Here is an 18,333-nt window from a genome sequence, read left to right on the forward strand (position 1 = left end):
AACATCAGTTCGCCAGAGCCTTGGCGATCCGATCGATGGCGTCCTTGAGTGTGTCCAGGCTGGTCGCGAATGAGAGTCGCAGGTTGCCGGGCGCGCCAAAAGCGGAACCGGGCACCAGTGCAACGCCCGCTTCGGTGAGCAGGAACTCTGCAAAGGCGATGTCGTCTTCAAACTCCGGACGGGAGTCGATCACTTTCTGGAAGCTCGGGAAGGCGTAAAAGGTGCCGTCTGCTTCGATGCATTCAACGCCTTCGATCGCATTCAGTGCGGCGACCACGTAATCGTGACGCTCTTTGAATGCCTTGACCATCTCGGCAACGCACTCCTGAGAGCCTTCCAGCGCAGCCTGAGCACCAACCTGAGCGATAGAGGTCGGGTTGGAGGTGCTCTGCGACTGGATCTTCTTCATCGCGCCGATCAGCTTGGCCGGACCCGCAGCGTAGCCGATACGCCAGCCGGTCATGGAGTAAGCCTTGGAGACGCCGTTAAGAACCACAGTGCGCTCGAACAGTTCCGGGCAGGCGTTGACGATGTTGCAGAACGGCTTGCCGGTGTAGCGGATATGCTCGTACATGTCGTCGGTAGCGATCAGAACTTCCGGGTAGCGCTTGAGCACTTCGCCCAGAGCCTTGAGTTCTTCTTCGCTGTACGCCACGCCGGTGGGGTTGGACGGGCTGTTCAGAACCACCAGGCGGGTTTTCGGCGTAATCGCCTGTTCCAGCTGCTCCGGCGTGATCTTGAAACGCTGCTCCTGGGTGGTGGTCAGGATCACCGGGGTACCTTCGGCGACCTTTACCATATCCGGGTAGGAAACCCAGTAGGGTGCCGGAATGATAACTTCGTCACCCGGGTTCAGCAGTGCCAGAGACATGTTGAAGAAGCTCTGTTTGCCACCGCAGGAAACCAGAATCTGATTGGCTTCGTATTTCAGGCCGTTTTCACGTTCGAATTTGGCAATAATCGCCTTTTTCAGGGCGGGGGTGCCATCAACGGCGGTGTACTTGGTGAAGCCGTTGTTGAGGGCGTCGATTGCCGCCTGCTTGATATGGTCAGGGGTGTCGAAGTCCGGTTCTCCCGCGCCCAGGCCGATAATGTTCTGGCCCGCCGCACGCAGTTCTGCTGCACGGTTGGTAACCGCCAGCGTGGGAGAAGGTTTGATACTGTTTACGCGGTTGGAAAGTTGCACGTCCAAGCTTGATTCCTCTTCCTGTCAGCGCCTGAAATGTACGTGAGATCTAGCCTTGAAAGCATACAGTATTAGGTTGTGGGTCTAAATCCCCAGTCGCCCAAAAAGGCCGGTTTTTGGCGCGTATTGTGAAATAAGTTGATTATAAGAAACAGTGGTGTCGCCTGCTTCGTGGTCGGGATCGGTCGCGTGTCTATTTAATCAGTTTCCCTGGCGCATGATTTAGCCCCTGTCGACGCGTTATACTTCCCGGTTCGCTCGAATGCAGGATAGAAGGATGAAGACAAGATTCAAGGTCTGCTCGGCTTTTGAACCGGCGGGAGACCAGCCCAAAGCGATCGCTCAACTCGTCGATGGCCTCGAATCGGGCCTCGCCGCCCAGACGTTGCTGGGTGTTACCGGCTCGGGCAAAACCTTCACCATGGCGCACGTAGTGGCCTCGGTGCAGCGCCCCACGATTATACTCGCGCACAACAAGACACTGGCGGCCCAGCTTTACGGTGAGTTTCGTGAATTCTTCCCGGATAACGCCGTCGAGTATTTCGTCTCCTACTACGACTACTACCAGCCCGAGGCGTATGTACCGTCCTCCGATACCTTTATCGAGAAGGATGCCTCGATCAACGATCATATCGAGCAGATGCGCCTGTCAGCCACCAAGGCGCTGCTGGAGCGGGAAGACGCGATCATCGTGGCGACGGTTTCGGCGATCTACGGCCTCGGTGATCCCCAGTCCTACCTGTCGATGATGCTGCACGTGGACCGCGGCGATCGTATCGATCAGCGTGGCTTGTTGCGCCGGCTGGCAGAGCTGCAGTACACGCGCAACGATGTGGAGCTGCATCGTGGTAATTACCGGGTGCGTGGCGATGTTATCGACGTGTTTCCGGCGGAATCGGAGAAAGAGGCGATTCGCATCGAGCTGTTCGATGATGAGATCGAGCAGATCAGCTTCTTCGACCCGCTTACCGGTGAGGTGCTGCGCAAGGTGCCCCGTGCCACCATCTATCCGAAGACGCACTATGTGACGCCGCGGGAAACGCTGCTGGAAGCGGTGGAGAAGATCAAGGAGGAGCTGCGCGAACGGCTCAAGCAGATGCGCGATAACAACAAGCTTGTAGAGGCGCAGCGGCTGGAACAACGCACCCTCTATGATATCGAGATGATCCTGGAGCTCGGTTACTGCTCGGGTATCGAGAACTACTCGCGCTACCTGTCCGGTCGTGGCCCGGGCGAGCCGCCACCCACACTGTTTGAATACCTGCCCGACAATGCGCTGGTGATCATCGATGAATCCCATGTCACCGTGCCGCAGTTGGGGGCGATGTACCGTGGTGACCGCTCGCGCAAGGAAACGCTGGTGGAGTATGGCTTCCGGCTGCCCTCGGCACTGGACAACCGGCCCCTCAAGTTTGAAGAGTGGGAGCGGCTCGCGCCGCAGATGATCTTTGTCTCCGCCACGCCGAGTAAATATGAGGCAGCTCATGCCGAGCAGGTGGTAGAGCAGGTGGTGCGACCGACAGGGCTGGTGGACCCCATCGTTGAGGTGCGTCCCGCAACCACCCAGGTGGATGACCTGCTGTCCGAGATACGGGTCGTTACCCAGCGTGGCGAACGTGTGGTTGTAACCGTGCTCACCAAGCGCATGGCAGAGGATCTGACCGAGTTTCTCGCCGAGCATGACGTCAAGGTGCGCTACCTTCACTCCGATATCGATACCGTTGAGCGGGTCGAGATCATCCGCGACCTGCGTATCGGCGAGTTCGATGTGCTGGTGGGGATCAACCTGCTGCGTGAGGGGATCGACATGCCCGAGGTGGGGCTGGTAACGATTCTCGATGCCGATAAAGAGGGCTTCCTGCGTTCCGATACCTCGTTGATCCAGACCATCGGCCGTGCCGCACGAAACGTGAACGGGCGGGCGATTCTGTACGCCGATCGTATCACCGGGTCGATGCAGCGGGCGCTGGACGAGACCGAGCGACGCCGCGAGAAGCAGGTCGCGTACAACGAGGAGCACGGTATAACGCCCAAAGGGATCGTCAAATCCGTGGCGGATATCATGGAGGGGGCGAGCTCGATCCCGGGTCGCAAGAGTTCGCGTGGCACACGTAAGGCGGCGGAACCGGCCGCGGAGTACCGCGTTGATGCAGCGGGTATGAGTGCCAAGGAGCTGGCCAGGACCCTGACCCAGCTCGAAGACCGGATGTACGAAGCGGCGCGCAACCTGGAATTTGAGAAAGCGGCCCAGTTGCGCGACGAACTGGAGCGCATCAAGCATGCGTCGTCGCCGGAGTAATTGACTTCTGTCGCGCCTTTTTGGGGTTGTTTTGCGACAGTGCTGACACTAAAGTCTAAGGCCTGACGGCCGATAGGAACGTCAGGCCGTGGCGGCTGCGGGCATCAGGAAGGGGGCTGGGATGTCTGTGGGTTGTCGCGCGGCGGTATCGCTGGAAATAACTATTACAAGGAAAATATTGGGATGTCGTTCTCTCGCTTTAAGCTCGGGTTCAAGCAGAACCTGCTGCTGGTGGTCGTCCTGACCATCGTCGGATTTGCCGCTCTGATTTTTCTCTCCATCTCGTCACTCAACAGTCAGTCACAGGCTGCGGAAAAAGTGGACACCCTGGGCCACTGGGTGATCGAACTCAGCGAACTCAAATCACAGGTTTCAAACGTTTCCCGTTTGTCGGGCGCTGAAGGCAGCGAAGCGATCGTTCAGCTGAAAGAAACGCAAAGCGGGATTCTCGGTGGGCTGTCGGGTCAGGGAATGGCAGGCGCTACGGAGCTGGACGAGACGCTTGCGCTATGGGTGCAGTCCAAGGAGCAGGCGATTCAGGCCGAAGGGGAGATCGGCGCTTCGCCCAGCGAAGGTCAGCGCAAGGTTGTCGGCGGTTATCTGACCGATTTTGAGAAGAGCCTGTTCTCTTTCATGCGTAAGCCTTTCCAGGCGATGAAAGAAAGTGTGGCCAATGCGCTTGAACAGCGCACGCCCGAGTCGTTTGAAGCGTTCAGGACGTCGGCCGCCGAGCTGCGGCAGACCCTTGTGGAGCTGGATTTTCTCGAGACCTTCGAAAAGCCACTGCAGAGCATCACCAGCGAGATGGAAACCCTGATCGCGCTGATTCAAAGAAAAAATGCAGCCAGTGCGGAGGCGGACATTCACCTGCAAGAGTTTAATGGCCAGCTCGATAACCGTATCGATCAGCTGGTTGCTGAACTGGCCAAGGCCAGAGCCGATGCAGATAGTGCCAGCGCGTCAGCCAGAACGACGATTTTGATTGCCGGGGTGACGGTTGCTGCTGCTGTCTTCATCCTGCTGTTGCTCACCTGGCGCCGATCCACCCGTGCTCTCACTGCCACGCTGACCTCGCTGGAAAAAGTCGCCGCCGGTGACCTGGCGCTGCGCATGCCTGTCAGCGACGGGGCGCAGGACGAGTTCGACCGCCTGGGTACGGCGGTTAACAATCTGACGGAGCAGCTTGGTGGGGTGCTGAACAGTGTGAAAGAGAGCAGTGGTCAGCTGCAGCATATGTCGATGGAGCTGAGCGATACGCTGCAGACCCAGGTTCGCGAAAGTGAGCAGACTGAATCGGAGACCGGGTCGGTGGCCGCGGCGGCCGAAGAGATCAGCCAGACTGTGCTGGAGATGGCCAGAGCGTCGGAAGACACCAAGCGTCTGTCCGATGACGCCGAAGCCGCCACGGAGAAGGGGGGCGCGGTCATTACCGGTGCTCTGGGATCGCTGGAGCAGATCTCCGCGCTGTTCAGCCGCATACACGACGAGCTGAATACGCTGAATAATGCCTCTTCCCGTGTCGACGGGGTGACGGACATGATCAACGGCCTGGCCGAGCAGACCAATCTGCTGGCCCTCAACGCAGCGATTGAGGCCGCCCGTGCCGGCGAGGCGGGACGCGGTTTCTCCGTGGTCGCGGATGAGGTGCGTTCGCTGGCGGAAAAAACCGTGTCGGCCACCTCCAGCATCAACGAAATCAACAACAACATGCAGGGACAGATGGCGCAGATACTCAGCGCCATGGAAGATGGACAGCGCCAGGTAGCGGCAAGCCGCAGTCAGGGCGGCGAGGCGATTCATGAAATGGAACAGATCCGCTCCCTGTTTGGAGAGGTCAGCGACCGTAACCAGCAGCAGGCGGCCAGCATTGAGCAGATTGCGGCGACAGCTCAGTCTATCGCTCACAGCATGAATGCGGTGCTTGATAATGTCTCCCGCGGCTCCGGGCGCACCCGCGAGATCGGCAGCTTCTCTACCGATGTGGTGGGTCATGCCGAAAACCTGCAGACGATGACGTCACGCTTCCGCTGTTGATCTAGCGTTATAGAAGTACTGGAAACGGGCGGCCCCGCAAGGGTCGCCCGTTTTTTTATGGTCGTTTTAAAGCGCTGTGCAGGATGGGGCAGTCGGCTTGTCGCTGCGTAATCGGGGGCTCGGAATATCGTCTTACCTAGCTGTTATTACTTAGTCGAAACTAAGTAAAAATACTGAGCTGATAGGTAGTGATCCTGAGGCTGGTGCGGGTAAGCGCGAATTGGTAAGTCCCTTTGACCCTGAGAAACTGTCAGCATTCGGATCAGCGTCTATGCTGAGTCTGGAGAATCCCCAATACAAAAGGACATAAGAATAATGTTGAAAATGACGTTTGCCCGCAAACTGATTGCGGCTGCGGCATGTGCTGCGGCTATCATCGCGCCGGCCCAGGCGGCTGAAAAAACCTACCGTCTGAAACTGGCAGAAACCTGGCCGACCAACTTCGGTACCTTCAGTGTTCCCGCCCGGGAAATGGCCGAGCTGGCTGAAGAGATGTCAGGCGGCCGCCTGCAGATCACCATCGATACCGCCAACAAGCACAAATCTGCCTTTGGTGTTTTCGACATGGTGCGTGCCGGCCAGTATGACCTCGGTCACTCCGCTTCCTACTACTGGAAGGGCAAGGTCCCCAACACCCTTTATTTCACTACCATGCCTTTCGGTATGACCGCAGTTGAGCAGTACGGCTGGTTCTACTACGGCGGCGGCATGGAGCTGATGCAGAAGGTCTATGAGCCTCTGGGTCTGATCTCGGTACCGGGTGGTAACACCGGTGTACAGATGGGCGGTTGGTTCCGCAAGGAGATCAACAGCGTCGATGACCTCCAGGGTCTGAAGATGCGTATCCCGGGCTTCGCCGGCGAAGTCCTGGCCAAGCTGGGTGCAAGCCCGACCAACATCCCGCCGGGTGAGCTGTACACCTCCCTGGAGCGCGGTACCATCGATGCACTGGAGTGGATAGGGCCGGCCATGGACCTGCGTATGGGCTTCCATAAGATCGCGCCGTACTACTACACCGGCTGGCATGAGCCTGCCACCGAACTGCAGTTCCTGATCAACAAGCGTTCCATGGAGCGTCTGCCGGAAGATCTGCAGAAGATCCTGCTGACCGCCATGAAGGTTTCGGCCTACGATATGACCATCAACTCTCATCATGTGTCCGCCGAAAACTGGGTGACAATGAAGGAAGAGTTTCCGGATATCCAGGTCAAGTCCTTCCCGCCTGAAGTTATGGATGCTCTGAAAAAAGCCAACGACGAACTGCTGACCGAAGCGGCTGAATCTGATCCGCTGGCCAAGGAAATTCTGACCTCGCAGGCAGATTACCTGAAGCAGATTCGCGTCTGGACCGACATTGCGGATCGCGCTTACCTCAATAGCATGGCTGAGTAACGCCTTGCTCACGCAGAACTCCGCCCCTAAGGGTGGGGTTCTGCCCGTTAACTGGTCCTAATCCTCGGTCCCTGAGGTCGAAAATTATGTTCCTTCTACGTCTTCAACAGACGATCGATCGGTTCTCCGATCTGCTCGGCAAAATTGCTGCCGTGCTGTTTATTCTGATGCTGTTCAACGTCTTCTTTGATGTGGCATCCCGCTACCTGTTCAATACCGTGTATATCGGTATGCAGGAGCTGGAATGGCATCTCTACGCCGCCATGTTCATGCTGGGCATTCCATTCACCCTGAAGGCGGGTGGTCATGTGCGCGTGGATGTTATCTATGACCAGCTGAGCGCACGTCGCCGCGCCTGGATCGATCTGATCTGTACGTTGCTGCTGCTGATGCCTTTCTGTCTGCTGGTTGCCTGGTATGGCGTTGATTTCGCACGTGAATCCTTCCAGCTGGGTGAAGGCTCAGGCGACCCCGGTGGTCTGCCGAACCGCTGGATCATCAAGTCTGTGATTCCGTTCGCGATGTTCTTCAACTTTATCAGTGGTGTTGGTCTGGCGCTGAAGTCGATCAATATTCTCAGTGGTCGTCTGAAAGACGATGACTACACACCGGTGCAGCATTAATCAGGCAGGGGTTAGATAATGATCGGTATTATCATGTTTTTTGCCGCCCTGCTTATGTTGCTGGTCGGCTTTCCGGTGGCGTACACCTTTGGTGGTGTCGCGCTGATCTTCGGCGTGTTTGCCGAAGGCCCGGATATGTTCGCGTTCATGCCGTTCCGTATTCAGAGCATTATGGAAAACACGACTCTGATGGCGGTTCCGCTGTTTATCTTTATGGGGATCGTGCTGCAGCGCACGCGTCTGGCCGAGCAGCTGCTCGAGTCCATGGGGCAGCTGTTTGGCGGCGTACGCGGCGGTCTGGCGATCTCCACCGTACTGGTGGGTGCACTGCTGGCGGCCTCCACCGGTGTTGTCGGTGCGTCCGTGGTGGCGATGGGTCTTATCTCGCTGCCGGTGATGATGAAGTACAACTACGACAAGCGTCTTGCCTGCGGCACCATCTGTGCGTCGGGTACCTTGGGCCAGATTATCCCGCCGTCGATCATCCTGATCATTCTGGGTGATGTGCTGGGTATCCCGGTGGGTGACCTGTTCAAGGCCGCCATCATTCCGGGTGCGGTGCTGGTTGGGGCGTACCTGGTTTACATCCTGACTATCGCCTGGATGAAGCCGGAAATGGCGCCGACCGTGCCCCGAGACGAGAGCCTCAACCGTCGCCAGTTCTACATCAAGGCGGCTGTTTCCATCATTCCGCCGCTGGCGTTGGTACTGGTGGTGTTGGGTTCCATCTTTGCCGGTATCGCAACGCCGACCGAGTCTTCCGCGCTGGGTGGTGTAGGCGCGCTGATTCTCGCGCTGGTGTACCGTCAGTTCAGCTTCAGCATGCTTATGGAGGCATCGATCGAGACCGTGAAGGTCACCGCCATGGTGTTCGCCATCCTGCTGGGCGCGACCGCATTCTCCATGGCGTTCAGCTACACCGGTGGCGACTACATCGTCGAAGAGGTGCTGTCTGATCTGCCGGGCGGAGCCATGGGCTTCCTGATCCTGTCGATGATTGCGATCCTGATCCTCGGTTTCTTCATCGACTTCGTTGAGATCGCGTTCATCATCGTACCGATCCTGGCGCCGGTGGCTGATATCCTCGGTATCGCGCCGCTCTGGTTCGCGATTCTGATCGCCATGAACCTGCAGACCAGCTTCCTGACACCGCCGTTCGGTTTCTCGCTCTTCTACCTGAAGGGTGTAGCACCGAAAGAGGTGACCACGCTGGATATCTACAAAGGTGTCATGCCGTTTATCCTGATCCAGGTTGTGATCGTACTGGCTATCATGATCTTCCCGAGCTGGTTCGGTCTGGTATAACCTGACCTCAGGCTCGTCTCGAAGCCGATTGCGGTATCCGCCGTAGTCGGCTTCTTTGTATCCGGGTCCTGGCATTTCTATTCATGATTCTGGTAAGGCAGGTGTCTGCAGCCTTATGTCGCTGAAAATAAAAATCATGCTGTTGGCAATTTTGCCGATGGTGCTTGTGGCTATTTTGATCACCTGGCTGGGCAGCAAAGGCGCCGTGCTTCTGTCGGAGCAGGAGATCGCGATCTTTGAGGAGAACCTGCTCGAATCCAAACAGCGGGAGCTGAAGCATTATGTGGAGATGGCGGAGGCGGCGATTCTTCATGTGCGCGAATCAGCGGGTGAAGATACCGAGCTGGCCCAGCGGGAGGTGAAGCGGATCCTCAACGACATGACCTTCGGCGAGGACGGTTACTTCTTCGTTTATGACCGGGATGGCGTTAACCTCGTCCACCCGATCCAGCCTGAGCTGGTGGGGCAGGAGCTGATCGACATGCAGGACTACAGCGGAGACTACGTGATTCGTAACCTGCTCAGGATCGCGGGCGAAGGGGGCGGCTATCACCGCTATCTGTGGAACAATCCCCGGCGTGATGCGGTCGAGAGCAAACTGGGCTACGTGGTTGAGATTCCGGACTGGGGCTGGATGTACGGTACCGGACTCTATCTGGATGATATCAGCGCTGAGGTCAGTCAGATTCGTGGCGAGGTGAATCTGAATATCCGTGAGAACTTCTTCAATGTGAGTGTCATTGTGCTGAGCATGACACTGATCATCACCATACTCGGTCTTGCCATTAACCTGCATGAAAGCCGGCTGGCGGATGCGCGTCTGCGTTCTCTGGCGCACCGTTCGATCCAGTTTCAGGTCAATGAGCGCCGGCGTTTCTCGCGGGAGTTGCACGACGGCATCAATCAGTTGATGGTCACGGTGCTCTACCGTATCGAGCTGGCGCGGCGCAAACTCAGCAAGGGTGAGCGTTCCGGCCTGGATGATATCGACTCAGGCCGGGCGGTTCTGAATGATGCGATCCAGGAGGTGCGCCGGATCTCCCACGACCTGCGCCCCAGTATTCTGGATGACCTGGGGCTGGAACCCGGCCTGGCCAGCCTGCTGGAGCAGTTTTCTGAACGCACCGGTATCCGCGTCGGCAAGGAGGTGGTGCTGCCGGAAAGTCGCTTGCCGGAGGATATCGAGATCACGCTGTATCGGTTGATACAGGAAGCGCTGACCAACGTGGAAAAGCATGCAGACGCCAGCGACATTACGCTGAAACTGGATCATCAGGGCGGCAGGGTGCGTCTTGATCTAAAAGATAATGGCTGCGGTTTTGATCCGGATGAAAATCGGCATATGCTAGGCATTGGCTTACGCAACATGCGTGAGCGCGTCGAGCTGTTGGGCGGTGATTACCGACTTGACTCAGGCGTGGGCGAAGGCACGCGGATCCGCGTGGTGCTGCCGCTCAAGGGACCTCAGGTGCTGGGATAAGTAGTAATGTCCGATAAACCGATCAATGTCATTCTGGTCGATGACCATCCGCTGGTTGTCGATGGCATTCGTGCACGGCTTGAAGATGAGCCGGGTATCCGGGTGGTTGGCGATGCAGCCAACGGTCTGGAGGCGGTGGAGGCCGCCATGGCGCTGAAGCCGGATGTGGTAATGATGGATGTGTCGATGCCGGTCATGAACGGCTTTGAAGCGACCAAGAAGCTGCGTGAGTGCTGTCCCGATCTGCGCGTGCTGATTCTCAGTATGCACGATAACCGCGAGTATATTCTGCAGCTGATACAGTCAGGTGCATCCGGCTACATCCTCAAGGATGTCTCTGCGGAAGAGATGGTCAAGGCGATAGAGACAGTCCATCATGGTGGCACCTACTTTAGCTCCGGTGCCTCGCAGACACTGTTTGCGCGTTTTGACGAGCCGGCCGCCCCGGTAGGCGAGGGCAGTGTGCTGACGCCGCGAGAGATCACCGTATTGCGTTTACTGGCCGGCGGGCAGAACAATAAGGAGATCGCCCGGGAGCTGGATATCTCGGTGCGTACCGTCGAAACCCATCGCCAGAACATCAAGTCCAAGCTCAATATTCAGACTGCTGCCGGTCTGGTCAAATACGCCATCGAACACAATCTTGTTCAGTTGTCCTGAGCCTGAATCAGTGCTGGTAACAGGTCGTGATGACGGGCGGCCTGTTCCAGTCGGCCATCCTGCTTTATCTGGTCGACAAAGGCGTTCACCCGTTCAAGCCAGAGTGGTTGCTCTTGTGCCACCGCGTAGGCGTATCTGAAGGGGCGGGGCGCGCTGAGCTCTGCCGGGTCGATCACTTTCGCCCAGTCATAGAATGTCAGCACCTTGCGGGAATAAGGGTAGTCTGTAATGAACAGGTCCGCGCGGCCGGACAGTACCGCCTCTTCACGCTCGCGGGGGTTGTTCACCACTAGCAACCCGGCATGCTCAAGGTGCTTTTTCATATACCCTTCCATGTAGGTGCCTTTCTGTACGCAGACGACTCCGCCCGGTTGGTCCATATCCTGCCAGCGTCTCAGGGTGCTGTTCGTTTTGGTGGTGACGCCGTACATATGGCTGGCCAGATAGGGCTCGCTGTAGTCTATGCGTTGCGCTCGGGCGGCTGTGATCGCGATCGCGAACATGCCGATATCGCATGCGTCCTGCTCGATATCATCGATGAAACGCCCGAAGTTCGTCTCGACAAAGTGGAGTTGCACCCCCAGGTCGTCCGCCAAAGCCTGGGCCAGTTCGATGTCTATTCCTTCCAATTCGCCGGTTTTGGGGTGGCGTGCGCTAATCGAAAAGTAGCCCGGCCAGATGCAGACACGTAGTTCGTTGCTGCTTTGGATACGTTCGAGTCGGTTATCTGCACTTACGGGCAGGGTAATTAATAGCAGTAACAGGAGAAAGTACTGACCTGTCGCAAGAGGGGGTCGGATCATGCTGCGTTCACTTTTTCCTAAGGATATGATGTGCACTATATGTAGTTTGGGGTGGCCTGCCATTGATCTGGAACCGTATTACCCTTATTCCACTCGTCGGTTTCGCTCTGAGTATCAGTTTTATTCTCGTGTTTGGACTCTTTTACCAGATTGGTGAAACGCGGGCACGTGACAGTATCTCGGAAGAAACGGATGTGCTGGCTCATGCTCTTGAAAGCGGAATTGTGCGCAGTATTCAGGATATCCAGGGACGGCTGAATGCGCTCAGCGTCCAGCTTGAGTACGATTCGGAACTCCTGTTTCAGCCGGATGAGCTTGTGCACCGGTTGGCTGTGCTGACCAGTCTGAGCCCGCAGTTGCGGGAATTGGCTGTGGTAACGGCCGAAGGTTTGATGCTGGCGAGCTCCGTTTCCGGTACAGCGGGGCTGGCTGTTGAGGGGGTGAGCTGCCTGTCATCAGACTCCAGAGGGCGATCGCTCTCTTTTGGCCATCCGGTGGCGGGTCGCAGTCTGGCACAGTTGCTGGCCCCTTCCGGTATCTATCAACTGCCGGTTTGTATGCCGCTGCCAGGCGAGCAGGGCGCGCCTGTCGCCTGGCTGGTGGCGACATGGAACCCGGATGCGATTCGTGAGCAGTTCCGCCCCCTGGTTGAGCGTCTGCCGGTCAGCGCTGGGCTTTATCGCTATGACGGTGTATTGCTGGCTGAGTCGCCAAATCAGGCTGCTGCGCCAGGGAGCACCCTTGGTGATGCAGCGCCTTTTATGGCGGCTCTGGCAGAGCGTGAATGGGGTGCTTTCCAGCATTATGAGGCGGGGCGCGAATACCTGGTGACTTACCGGGCCACGTCGATGTTTCCGGTGGTCGTCTCGCTGCAATATGATGTGTCGGCGGGCCTGGCTTCCTGGCGCGAGATGGCACGGCGTCTGGCGTGGCTGGTCGGCATTATCGTTCTTGGCATCGCCGGGATTTCACTGTTGCTCTGGACGATGGCCCGCCGGCAGGCACAGATGGCTGACCGGCTTCAGCTGCTTGGCACGGCAATCAGTACCACCGCCAACGCGGTGATTATTACCGATCGTAACGGCCGGGTGGAGTGGGTCAATGAAGCCTTCACCCGGCTGACCGGTTACCATCTGGATGAGGTTCAGGGGCGCTCACCCGCGGTGCTGAACTCCGGAACTCACAGCCGCTTTTTCTTCCGTACGCTATGGGAAACAATTACTTCGGGCGCGGTATGGCGTGGCGAGGTGATCAACCGGACCCGCGATGGCAGGCGATTGATCGTCGATCAGACGATTACTCCGATAACCGGAGATGCCGGTGCTATCAGCCACTACGTGGCCGTTCATGAAGATGTGACGGCGCGGCGTGAAGCCGAGCAGCGGGCGCTTTTCCTCGCGTTTCATGACCAGCTTACTGAGCTGCCGAACCGCCGCAAGTTGATGGAATGGCTGACCGAGGCGCTCTCGACCCAGAGGCAATCTGAGGTCGGGCTGCTTTATCTCGACCTGGATAACTTCAAGACCGTTAATGACACCCTGGGTCATCTCGAAGGCGATGAGCTGCTGGTGATTACCGTAAAACGGTTGAGTAACGCGATTAGCAAGGATGTGCTGCTGGCCCGCCTGGGCGGCGACGAGTTTGCCCTGGTAGTGACCGAGTCGGTGAGTAAATATGGGTTGGAGGAGCTGGCCGCGCGCCTGATCAAGGTGTTGGCGCAGCCGGTGGAGCTGAACGGCACGCGGTTTCAGTTGACCGCAAGCGTTGGGGTCGCCCAGGGGCAGCCCGGTATAACCGAGCCGGCAACGCTGCTGCGGCAGGCGGATCTTGCCATGTACAAGGCCAAGCACGATGGCCGCAACCTCTATCGGTTTTTCGACCAGCAGATGGACTACCTGATGCAGCGTCGTGTCGACCTGGAGCAGGGGCTGAGAGTGGCGGTGGAGAGTGGTCGTGAACTGTCTCTTCGATATCAGCCGATTTTCGATGCCCATACGCTGAAACCTGTCGGTGCCGAGGTGCTGATGCGCTGGTGTAATGACGCCGGCGACTGGATCTCTCCGGCCGAGTTTATCCCGGTGGCGGAAGAGAGCGGCATGATCGTGGAGATAGGCGCCTGGCAGATGGAGACGGTGATCTGCCAGCTCGCTGAATGGGATCGCGAGGGGCTTGATGTGCGCTACCTGAGCCTGAATATCTCCGCCGTCCAGCTGGCGAGAGATGATATAGCGGCACGCCTGCTGGCCACGCTGGCGCGTTACGGCATCGGCACCCATAGGATAGTGGTCGAGATTACGGAAACGACCCTGATGAGCAAATCCGAGTTGGTGCGGACCAATCTGTCGGCGCTTGAGGTTGCAGGTATTCAGGTTTCCATCGATGACTTCGGCACCGGTTATTCATCCCTGAGTTACCTTAAGCAACTGCAGGCTGATTATCTGAAGATAGACCGCAGCTTCGTGGTGGGTATCAATAAAAATCACAGCGATGAAGAGATCATTCAGGCGATGCTGGCTGTGGCCAGAAGTCTGCAGATGAAAGTGGTGGCAGAGGGGGTTGATGATGAGCGGCAGCTGCGCTTCCTGCAGGCTGCCGGTTGTGACCTGATCCAGGGGTTTCTGCTGAGCAAACCGCTGGAAGCGGTCGATGCGGCCATGCTCTTTTCGCAGGCCGGTCGGGGCTTGACGCTCGCTGCCGGTTTTGATTAGTAACGCCAAATCTAAGGTGTTGAAAATCAATAAAAAAACTTTTCAAAAAAAGGTTGCGCCGTTCGAACCGATATATATAATACGCACCACGTTTGAGGCGGAACACAAAGCCCCAAGCATCTAGGACTATAGCTCAGTTGGTTAGAGCACCACCTTGACATGGTGGGGGTCAGCAGTTCGAGTCTGCTTAGTCCTACCAAATTCTTTACAAAGACAGCGGGTTAGCGGAAGCGGCCCGCTGTTTTTGTTTGTGGTTCCCAAAAAAATTCCAATCAGTTTTCGGCTGTCTTTAATCTTTCGGTTCGTCGATCGGCTTTGCCGGCGCTGGCGGAAGGTTGTCAGAGCTCCAGCGGGCGCTCCTTTGGTGTCTTTCTTGCTCGACGCTTGGCGATGCTCGACGCGTCGTGGCACTCCTGGGCGACCTCCACTGAAGGCGTCGCCTATTGTGTCTTGCTTCAGGCCTGCCCTCTGGAAGATCTTATCTCTGCGGCGCTGGTGAGTTTCGATGCTTAAAGGAGTGCTTTGGGCGTCTGGCGGAGCGGGATAGCCGAGCAATTATTTCTGGCAGGATGTTAAGTCGCAGCAGGAGTACAAGGATGTCCGTACCGCATATCAACCTGACCTGTAATCGCTGTGATGCGTCCTGGTCGCCGCTACAGCTGAACAAGCGCCGGGTCTACCTCGACGGCAGTGTGGAAGTGCCTTTGCACAGTACGTTGGGCTGGTGTGAAGAGTGTGCTGCACTTCGGCCGGTCGAGCATTTCGAAGATGCTGCCTGGACGCAGCAGGAGATCGATGCAATTCAGGCTGAGCTGCAAAGTCTGTCGGATACCCGGGTTAAGCGGTTTGCTCTCAGGCTGCTTCCGGGCAAAAGGGCGACTGTTGATTGGCTGGCACGGCAGATTTCCTCTCTGCAGCGCAGGTTGGCGTTGATAGCCGAGCGTCGCGGTGATGAGGCCTGCCTGGTGTGCGGTAGCCGGCAGCTGCAGTCTTTTAATGGCGATTATAGTCTGGAGATGGACGACACTTTTTCGTATGTGGGCAGCAAGCCCACCGGCTTTCTCCATCCCGGCTGCGGTGGTGAATTCATCGCTACCGGCTCTGATGTGCGTTTTATCCTTTCACGGACCACTTATTGCTACGACCTGGAAGGTCGCTTGATTGACGAGCGGCGCTAAACGTTTGTGGCTGCTTTGGGTGCCTGTTTATCGCTTGGCGCCCCGTTCCGTGGGTTATGCTGCAAAATTTACGGATTGTTTGGCGCCAGTTTCTGCCAGTGCTTAATGTTGCAAGTTATCTTGGAATGTCGGTGCCGGGTTACTGAATGCTGGTGTGCGCGGAGTGATTTCTGTGTTGCGGAAATAAAACAGCCCGCATAGTGCGGGCTGTTTTGGTTGCGAGAGTCCGGTGTTACTTCGCCGGGTAGTCGCGCTGTTTCGGGCCTGTGTAAAGCTGGCGCGGACGACCGATCTTGTTCGGGCTGGAGTGGAACTCGTTCCAGTGAGAGATCCAGCCGATGGTGCGTGACAGGGCGAAGATCACGGTGAACATGTTGGTCGGGATGCCGATCGCCTTCAGGATGATACCGGAGTAGAAGTCCACGTTCGGGTACAGTTTGCGCTTGACGAAGTACTCGTCTTCCAGCGCGATCTGCTCCAGGCGCTTGGCGATCTTCAGCAGAGGATCGTTTTCAATGCCCAGCTCAGACAGGACTGCTTCTGCGGTTTTCGCCATAACCTTGGCGCGCGGATCGAAGTTGCGGTAGACGCGGTGACCAAAGCCCATCAGGCGGAACGGGTCGTTCGGATCCTTGGCGCGCTCGATGAATTCCGGAATGCGTGACTCGTCGCCGATTTCGTTCAGCATTACCAGAACAGCTTCGTTGGCGCCGCCGTGTGCCGGGCCCCAGAGTGCTGCGATACCGGCTGCGATACAGGCGAACGGGTTAGCGCCTGAGGAGCCTGCCAGACGAACGGTGGAAGTGGAGGCGTTCTGTTCGTGGTCGGCGTGCAGGATGAAGATCTTGTCCATCGCCTTGGCGAGCGTGGGGCTGACGTTGTATTCACCGCACGGTGTGCTGAACATCATGTGCAGGAAGTTTTCGGCGTAGTTCATTTCGTTGCGCGGGAAGATGAACGGCTGGCCGATAGAGTACTTGTAGCACATGGCGGCGATCGTCGGCATCTTGGCGATCAGGCGGTACGCGCAGACTTCGCGATGATGCGGATCGTTGATGTCCAGGGAGTCGTGATAGAAGGCTGACAGTGCACCGACAACGCCGCACATGATAGCCATGGGGTGGGCGTCGCGACGGAAGCCGTTGAAGAAGTGGCTCATCTGCTCGTGGACCATGGTGTGGTTGGTCACGGTGTTGTTGAACGTTTCTTTCTGTTCCGGGGTCGGGAGCTCGCCGTTCAGCAGCAGGTAGCAGACTTCGAGGTAGTCGGCGTTCTCTGCCAGCTGCTCGATCGGGTAGCCGCCGTGAAGCAGGATGCCGTTACCGCCGTCGATGTAGGTCAGTTTGGATTCGCAGGCGGCCGTCGATACGAAGCCTGGATCGTAGGTGAAAAGTCCCTGACCGGTCAGAGGGCGTACGTCGATGACGTCCGGGCCTTCTGTGCCGCTATAAACCGGAAGCTCAATTGCATCTTCCAGACCATCGACTGTCAAACGTGCTTTTTTGTCAGCCATTCGAGGCTCCTATCATTCGGTTTTAATAGCTGCGACTTGTTGTCAGCCGCTTTATGCGGGGCTTCAGGATCAGCTGCGGCCCCGTAAAGAGTGGAACCACTATAAGGTTTGAAGCGTGATTGTCAATTTAGTCAAAGGGCTAATATGTTGCATCGCATCATGAGTAAAATTCTAAGTTAGTCAGCCGTTTTATTGGCCAATAAAAGCAGCGCGATCGATGCCTGCTGTCACCCTGAGGCGTATTGGACATAAGGCTAATGCGGCCTGTGCTGCATTGTGTTCATAGGGTGAAGTGTCTATACTCCGGCATCTGAAATGTCTCACAAAAGCAAAAATAAATGAGTCCATTTCAGGCATCTCGAGGTACTACTCTCTGAGCACTTCCAAGTAACCGTGCCTTGCAACAGGGCCGAAAGAGTGTGAACTAGAGCCGTGAACAAAAATAGACCTGTAAACCTAGATCTGCGAACAATCAAACAGCCACTACCGGCGATTACGTCCATTCTGCACCGTGTCACAGGTGTCGCGCTGTTCTTCGGCGCCATCTTCATGGTGTATACGTTGGGCCTCTCGCTGGAGTCTCCGCAAGGCTTTGCTGAAGCCCAGGAGATGCTCCAGGAATCCTTCCTGGCAAAACTCATTGCATGGGGTCTGGTGTCAGCGCTCCTGTACCACTTCTTCGCCGGTATCAAGCATCTGATTATGGATGCTGGTTTCTGTGAAGAGCTGGAAAGCGGTCAGCGCGCAGCCAAGGTGACACTCGTTGTTGCTGTCGTAGCGATTCTTCTGGCAGGAGTATGGATATGGTAACCAGTATTACGAGCTTTGGCCGTAGCGGCCTGTATGACTGGATGATGCAGCGTGTGACTGCGGTCATCCTTCTCGCTTACACCGTGTTCATGATCGGCTACCTGCTGTTCAACTCGGATATGGATTACAACCAGTGGCGTGGCCTGTTCGATGGAACAGGTATGCGTATCTTTACGCTGCTGGCACTGCTTTCCATGGTGGCACATGCCTGGATCGGTATGTGGTCGGTCTCTACTGACTATATCAAGCCCACCGGCGCCCGTTTCGTATTCCAGTCCGTTTGTGGCCTGCTGGCGTTTATTTACGTTGTGTGGGGCATCCAGATTCTTTGGGGTATCTAAG

General features: G+C 56.9%; 14 protein-coding genes and 1 tRNA gene. 12 read left to right on the forward strand and 3 right to left on the reverse strand.

Annotation, left to right across the window (positions count from 1 at the left end; translation table 11 throughout):
- Nucleotides 1-4: 4 nt before the first annotated feature.
- The gene (locus ACQUQP_RS09590; protein WP_432698574.1) at nucleotides 5-1,192 is read right to left on the reverse strand and encodes a pyridoxal phosphate-dependent aminotransferase; all 1,188 of its coding nucleotides are present in this window, start codon (nucleotides 1,190-1,192) and stop codon (nucleotides 5-7) included.
- A 271-nt stretch (nucleotides 1,193-1,463) separates the two neighbouring features.
- On the opposite strand from ACQUQP_RS09590, the gene uvrB reads away from it, so the two are divergent.
- The 7 genes from uvrB to ACQUQP_RS09625 all read left to right on the forward strand — a co-directional run bounded on the left by uvrB (nucleotide 1,464) and on the right by ACQUQP_RS09625 (nucleotide 10,979).
- On the forward strand, nucleotides 1,464-3,485 hold the full coding sequence (gene uvrB / locus ACQUQP_RS09595; RefSeq protein WP_432698575.1) for an excinuclease ABC subunit UvrB: 2,022 nt from the start codon (nucleotides 1,464-1,466) through the stop codon (nucleotides 3,483-3,485).
- A 183-nt stretch (nucleotides 3,486-3,668) separates the two neighbouring features.
- Nucleotides 3,669-5,519 carry a methyl-accepting chemotaxis protein gene (locus ACQUQP_RS09600; protein ID WP_432698576.1) on the forward strand — a complete coding sequence of 617 codons (1,851 nt, stop codon included), beginning with the start codon at nucleotides 3,669-3,671 and terminating at the stop codon, nucleotides 5,517-5,519.
- A 315-nt stretch (nucleotides 5,520-5,834) separates the two neighbouring features.
- The gene (locus ACQUQP_RS09605; RefSeq protein WP_432698577.1) at nucleotides 5,835-6,911 is read left to right on the forward strand and encodes a TRAP transporter substrate-binding protein; all 1,077 of its coding nucleotides are present in this window, start codon (nucleotides 5,835-5,837) and stop codon (nucleotides 6,909-6,911) included.
- A gap of 86 nt (nucleotides 6,912-6,997) precedes the next feature.
- Nucleotides 6,998-7,534, forward strand: a complete 537-nt coding sequence (locus ACQUQP_RS09610) for a TRAP transporter small permease subunit (RefSeq protein ID WP_432698578.1) — start codon at nucleotides 6,998-7,000, stop codon at nucleotides 7,532-7,534.
- An 18-nt stretch (nucleotides 7,535-7,552) separates the two neighbouring features.
- Entirely contained in the window at nucleotides 7,553-8,839 is a 1,287-nt protein-coding gene (locus ACQUQP_RS09615) for a TRAP transporter large permease (RefSeq protein WP_432698579.1), read from the forward strand.
- Nucleotides 8,840-8,954: 115 nt separating this feature from the next.
- Complete coding sequence (locus ACQUQP_RS09620) at nucleotides 8,955-10,319, forward strand: cache domain-containing protein (RefSeq protein ID WP_432698580.1); 1,365 nt, start codon at nucleotides 8,955-8,957, stop codon at nucleotides 10,317-10,319.
- 6 nt (nucleotides 10,320-10,325) lie between these two features.
- Nucleotides 10,326-10,979 carry a response regulator transcription factor gene (locus ACQUQP_RS09625; RefSeq protein WP_432698581.1) on the forward strand — a complete coding sequence of 218 codons (654 nt, stop codon included), beginning with the start codon at nucleotides 10,326-10,328 and terminating at the stop codon, nucleotides 10,977-10,979.
- Here ACQUQP_RS09625 and ACQUQP_RS09630 read toward each other — a convergent pair.
- A complete protein-coding gene (locus tag ACQUQP_RS09630) occupies nucleotides 10,967-11,782 on the reverse strand; it encodes an ABC transporter substrate-binding protein (protein WP_432698582.1) in 816 nt (271 codons plus the stop codon). The genes ACQUQP_RS09625 and ACQUQP_RS09630 overlap by 13 nt on opposite strands.
- Before the next feature lie 62 nt (nucleotides 11,783-11,844).
- On the opposite strand from ACQUQP_RS09630, the gene ACQUQP_RS09635 reads away from it, so the two are divergent.
- From ACQUQP_RS09635 to ACQUQP_RS09645, 3 genes are all read left to right on the forward strand, one after another.
- A complete protein-coding gene (locus ACQUQP_RS09635) occupies nucleotides 11,845-14,490 on the forward strand; it encodes a bifunctional diguanylate cyclase/phosphodiesterase (protein WP_432698583.1) in 2,646 nt (881 codons plus the stop codon).
- 122 nt (nucleotides 14,491-14,612) lie between these two features.
- A tRNA-Val gene (locus ACQUQP_RS09640) sits at nucleotides 14,613-14,689 on the forward strand.
- Nucleotides 14,690-15,086: 397 nt separating this feature from the next.
- Nucleotides 15,087-15,668 carry a hypothetical protein gene (locus ACQUQP_RS09645; RefSeq protein ID WP_432698584.1) on the forward strand — a complete coding sequence of 194 codons (582 nt, stop codon included), beginning with the start codon at nucleotides 15,087-15,089 and terminating at the stop codon, nucleotides 15,666-15,668.
- A gap of 232 nt (nucleotides 15,669-15,900) precedes the next feature.
- On the opposite strand, the gene gltA is transcribed toward ACQUQP_RS09645, so the two are convergent.
- Nucleotides 15,901-17,181, reverse strand: coding sequence for a citrate synthase (gene gltA, locus ACQUQP_RS09650; RefSeq protein WP_432698585.1), 1,281 nt, complete (start codon nucleotides 17,179-17,181; stop codon nucleotides 15,901-15,903).
- Nucleotides 17,182-17,613: 432 nt separating this feature from the next.
- Here gltA and sdhC point away from each other — a divergent pair, with 432 nt between their 5' ends.
- Together sdhC and sdhD are read left to right on the forward strand one after the other, a co-directional pair.
- Nucleotides 17,614-17,991 (forward strand): succinate dehydrogenase, cytochrome b556 subunit, encoded by a 378-nt coding sequence (sdhC, locus tag ACQUQP_RS09655; RefSeq protein ID WP_432698586.1) that lies wholly within the window; start codon nucleotides 17,614-17,616, stop codon nucleotides 17,989-17,991.
- Nucleotides 17,985-18,332, forward strand: coding sequence for a succinate dehydrogenase, hydrophobic membrane anchor protein (sdhD, locus tag ACQUQP_RS09660; RefSeq protein WP_432698587.1), 348 nt, complete (start codon nucleotides 17,985-17,987; stop codon nucleotides 18,330-18,332). The genes sdhC and sdhD overlap by 7 nt, the downstream gene beginning before the upstream one ends.
- Nucleotide 18,333: the final 1 nt, after the last annotated feature.

It is taken from the genome of Marinobacterium sp. YM272, assembly GCF_050908845.1.
Classification (GTDB): Bacteria; Pseudomonadota; Gammaproteobacteria; order Pseudomonadales; family Balneatricaceae; genus Marinobacterium_D.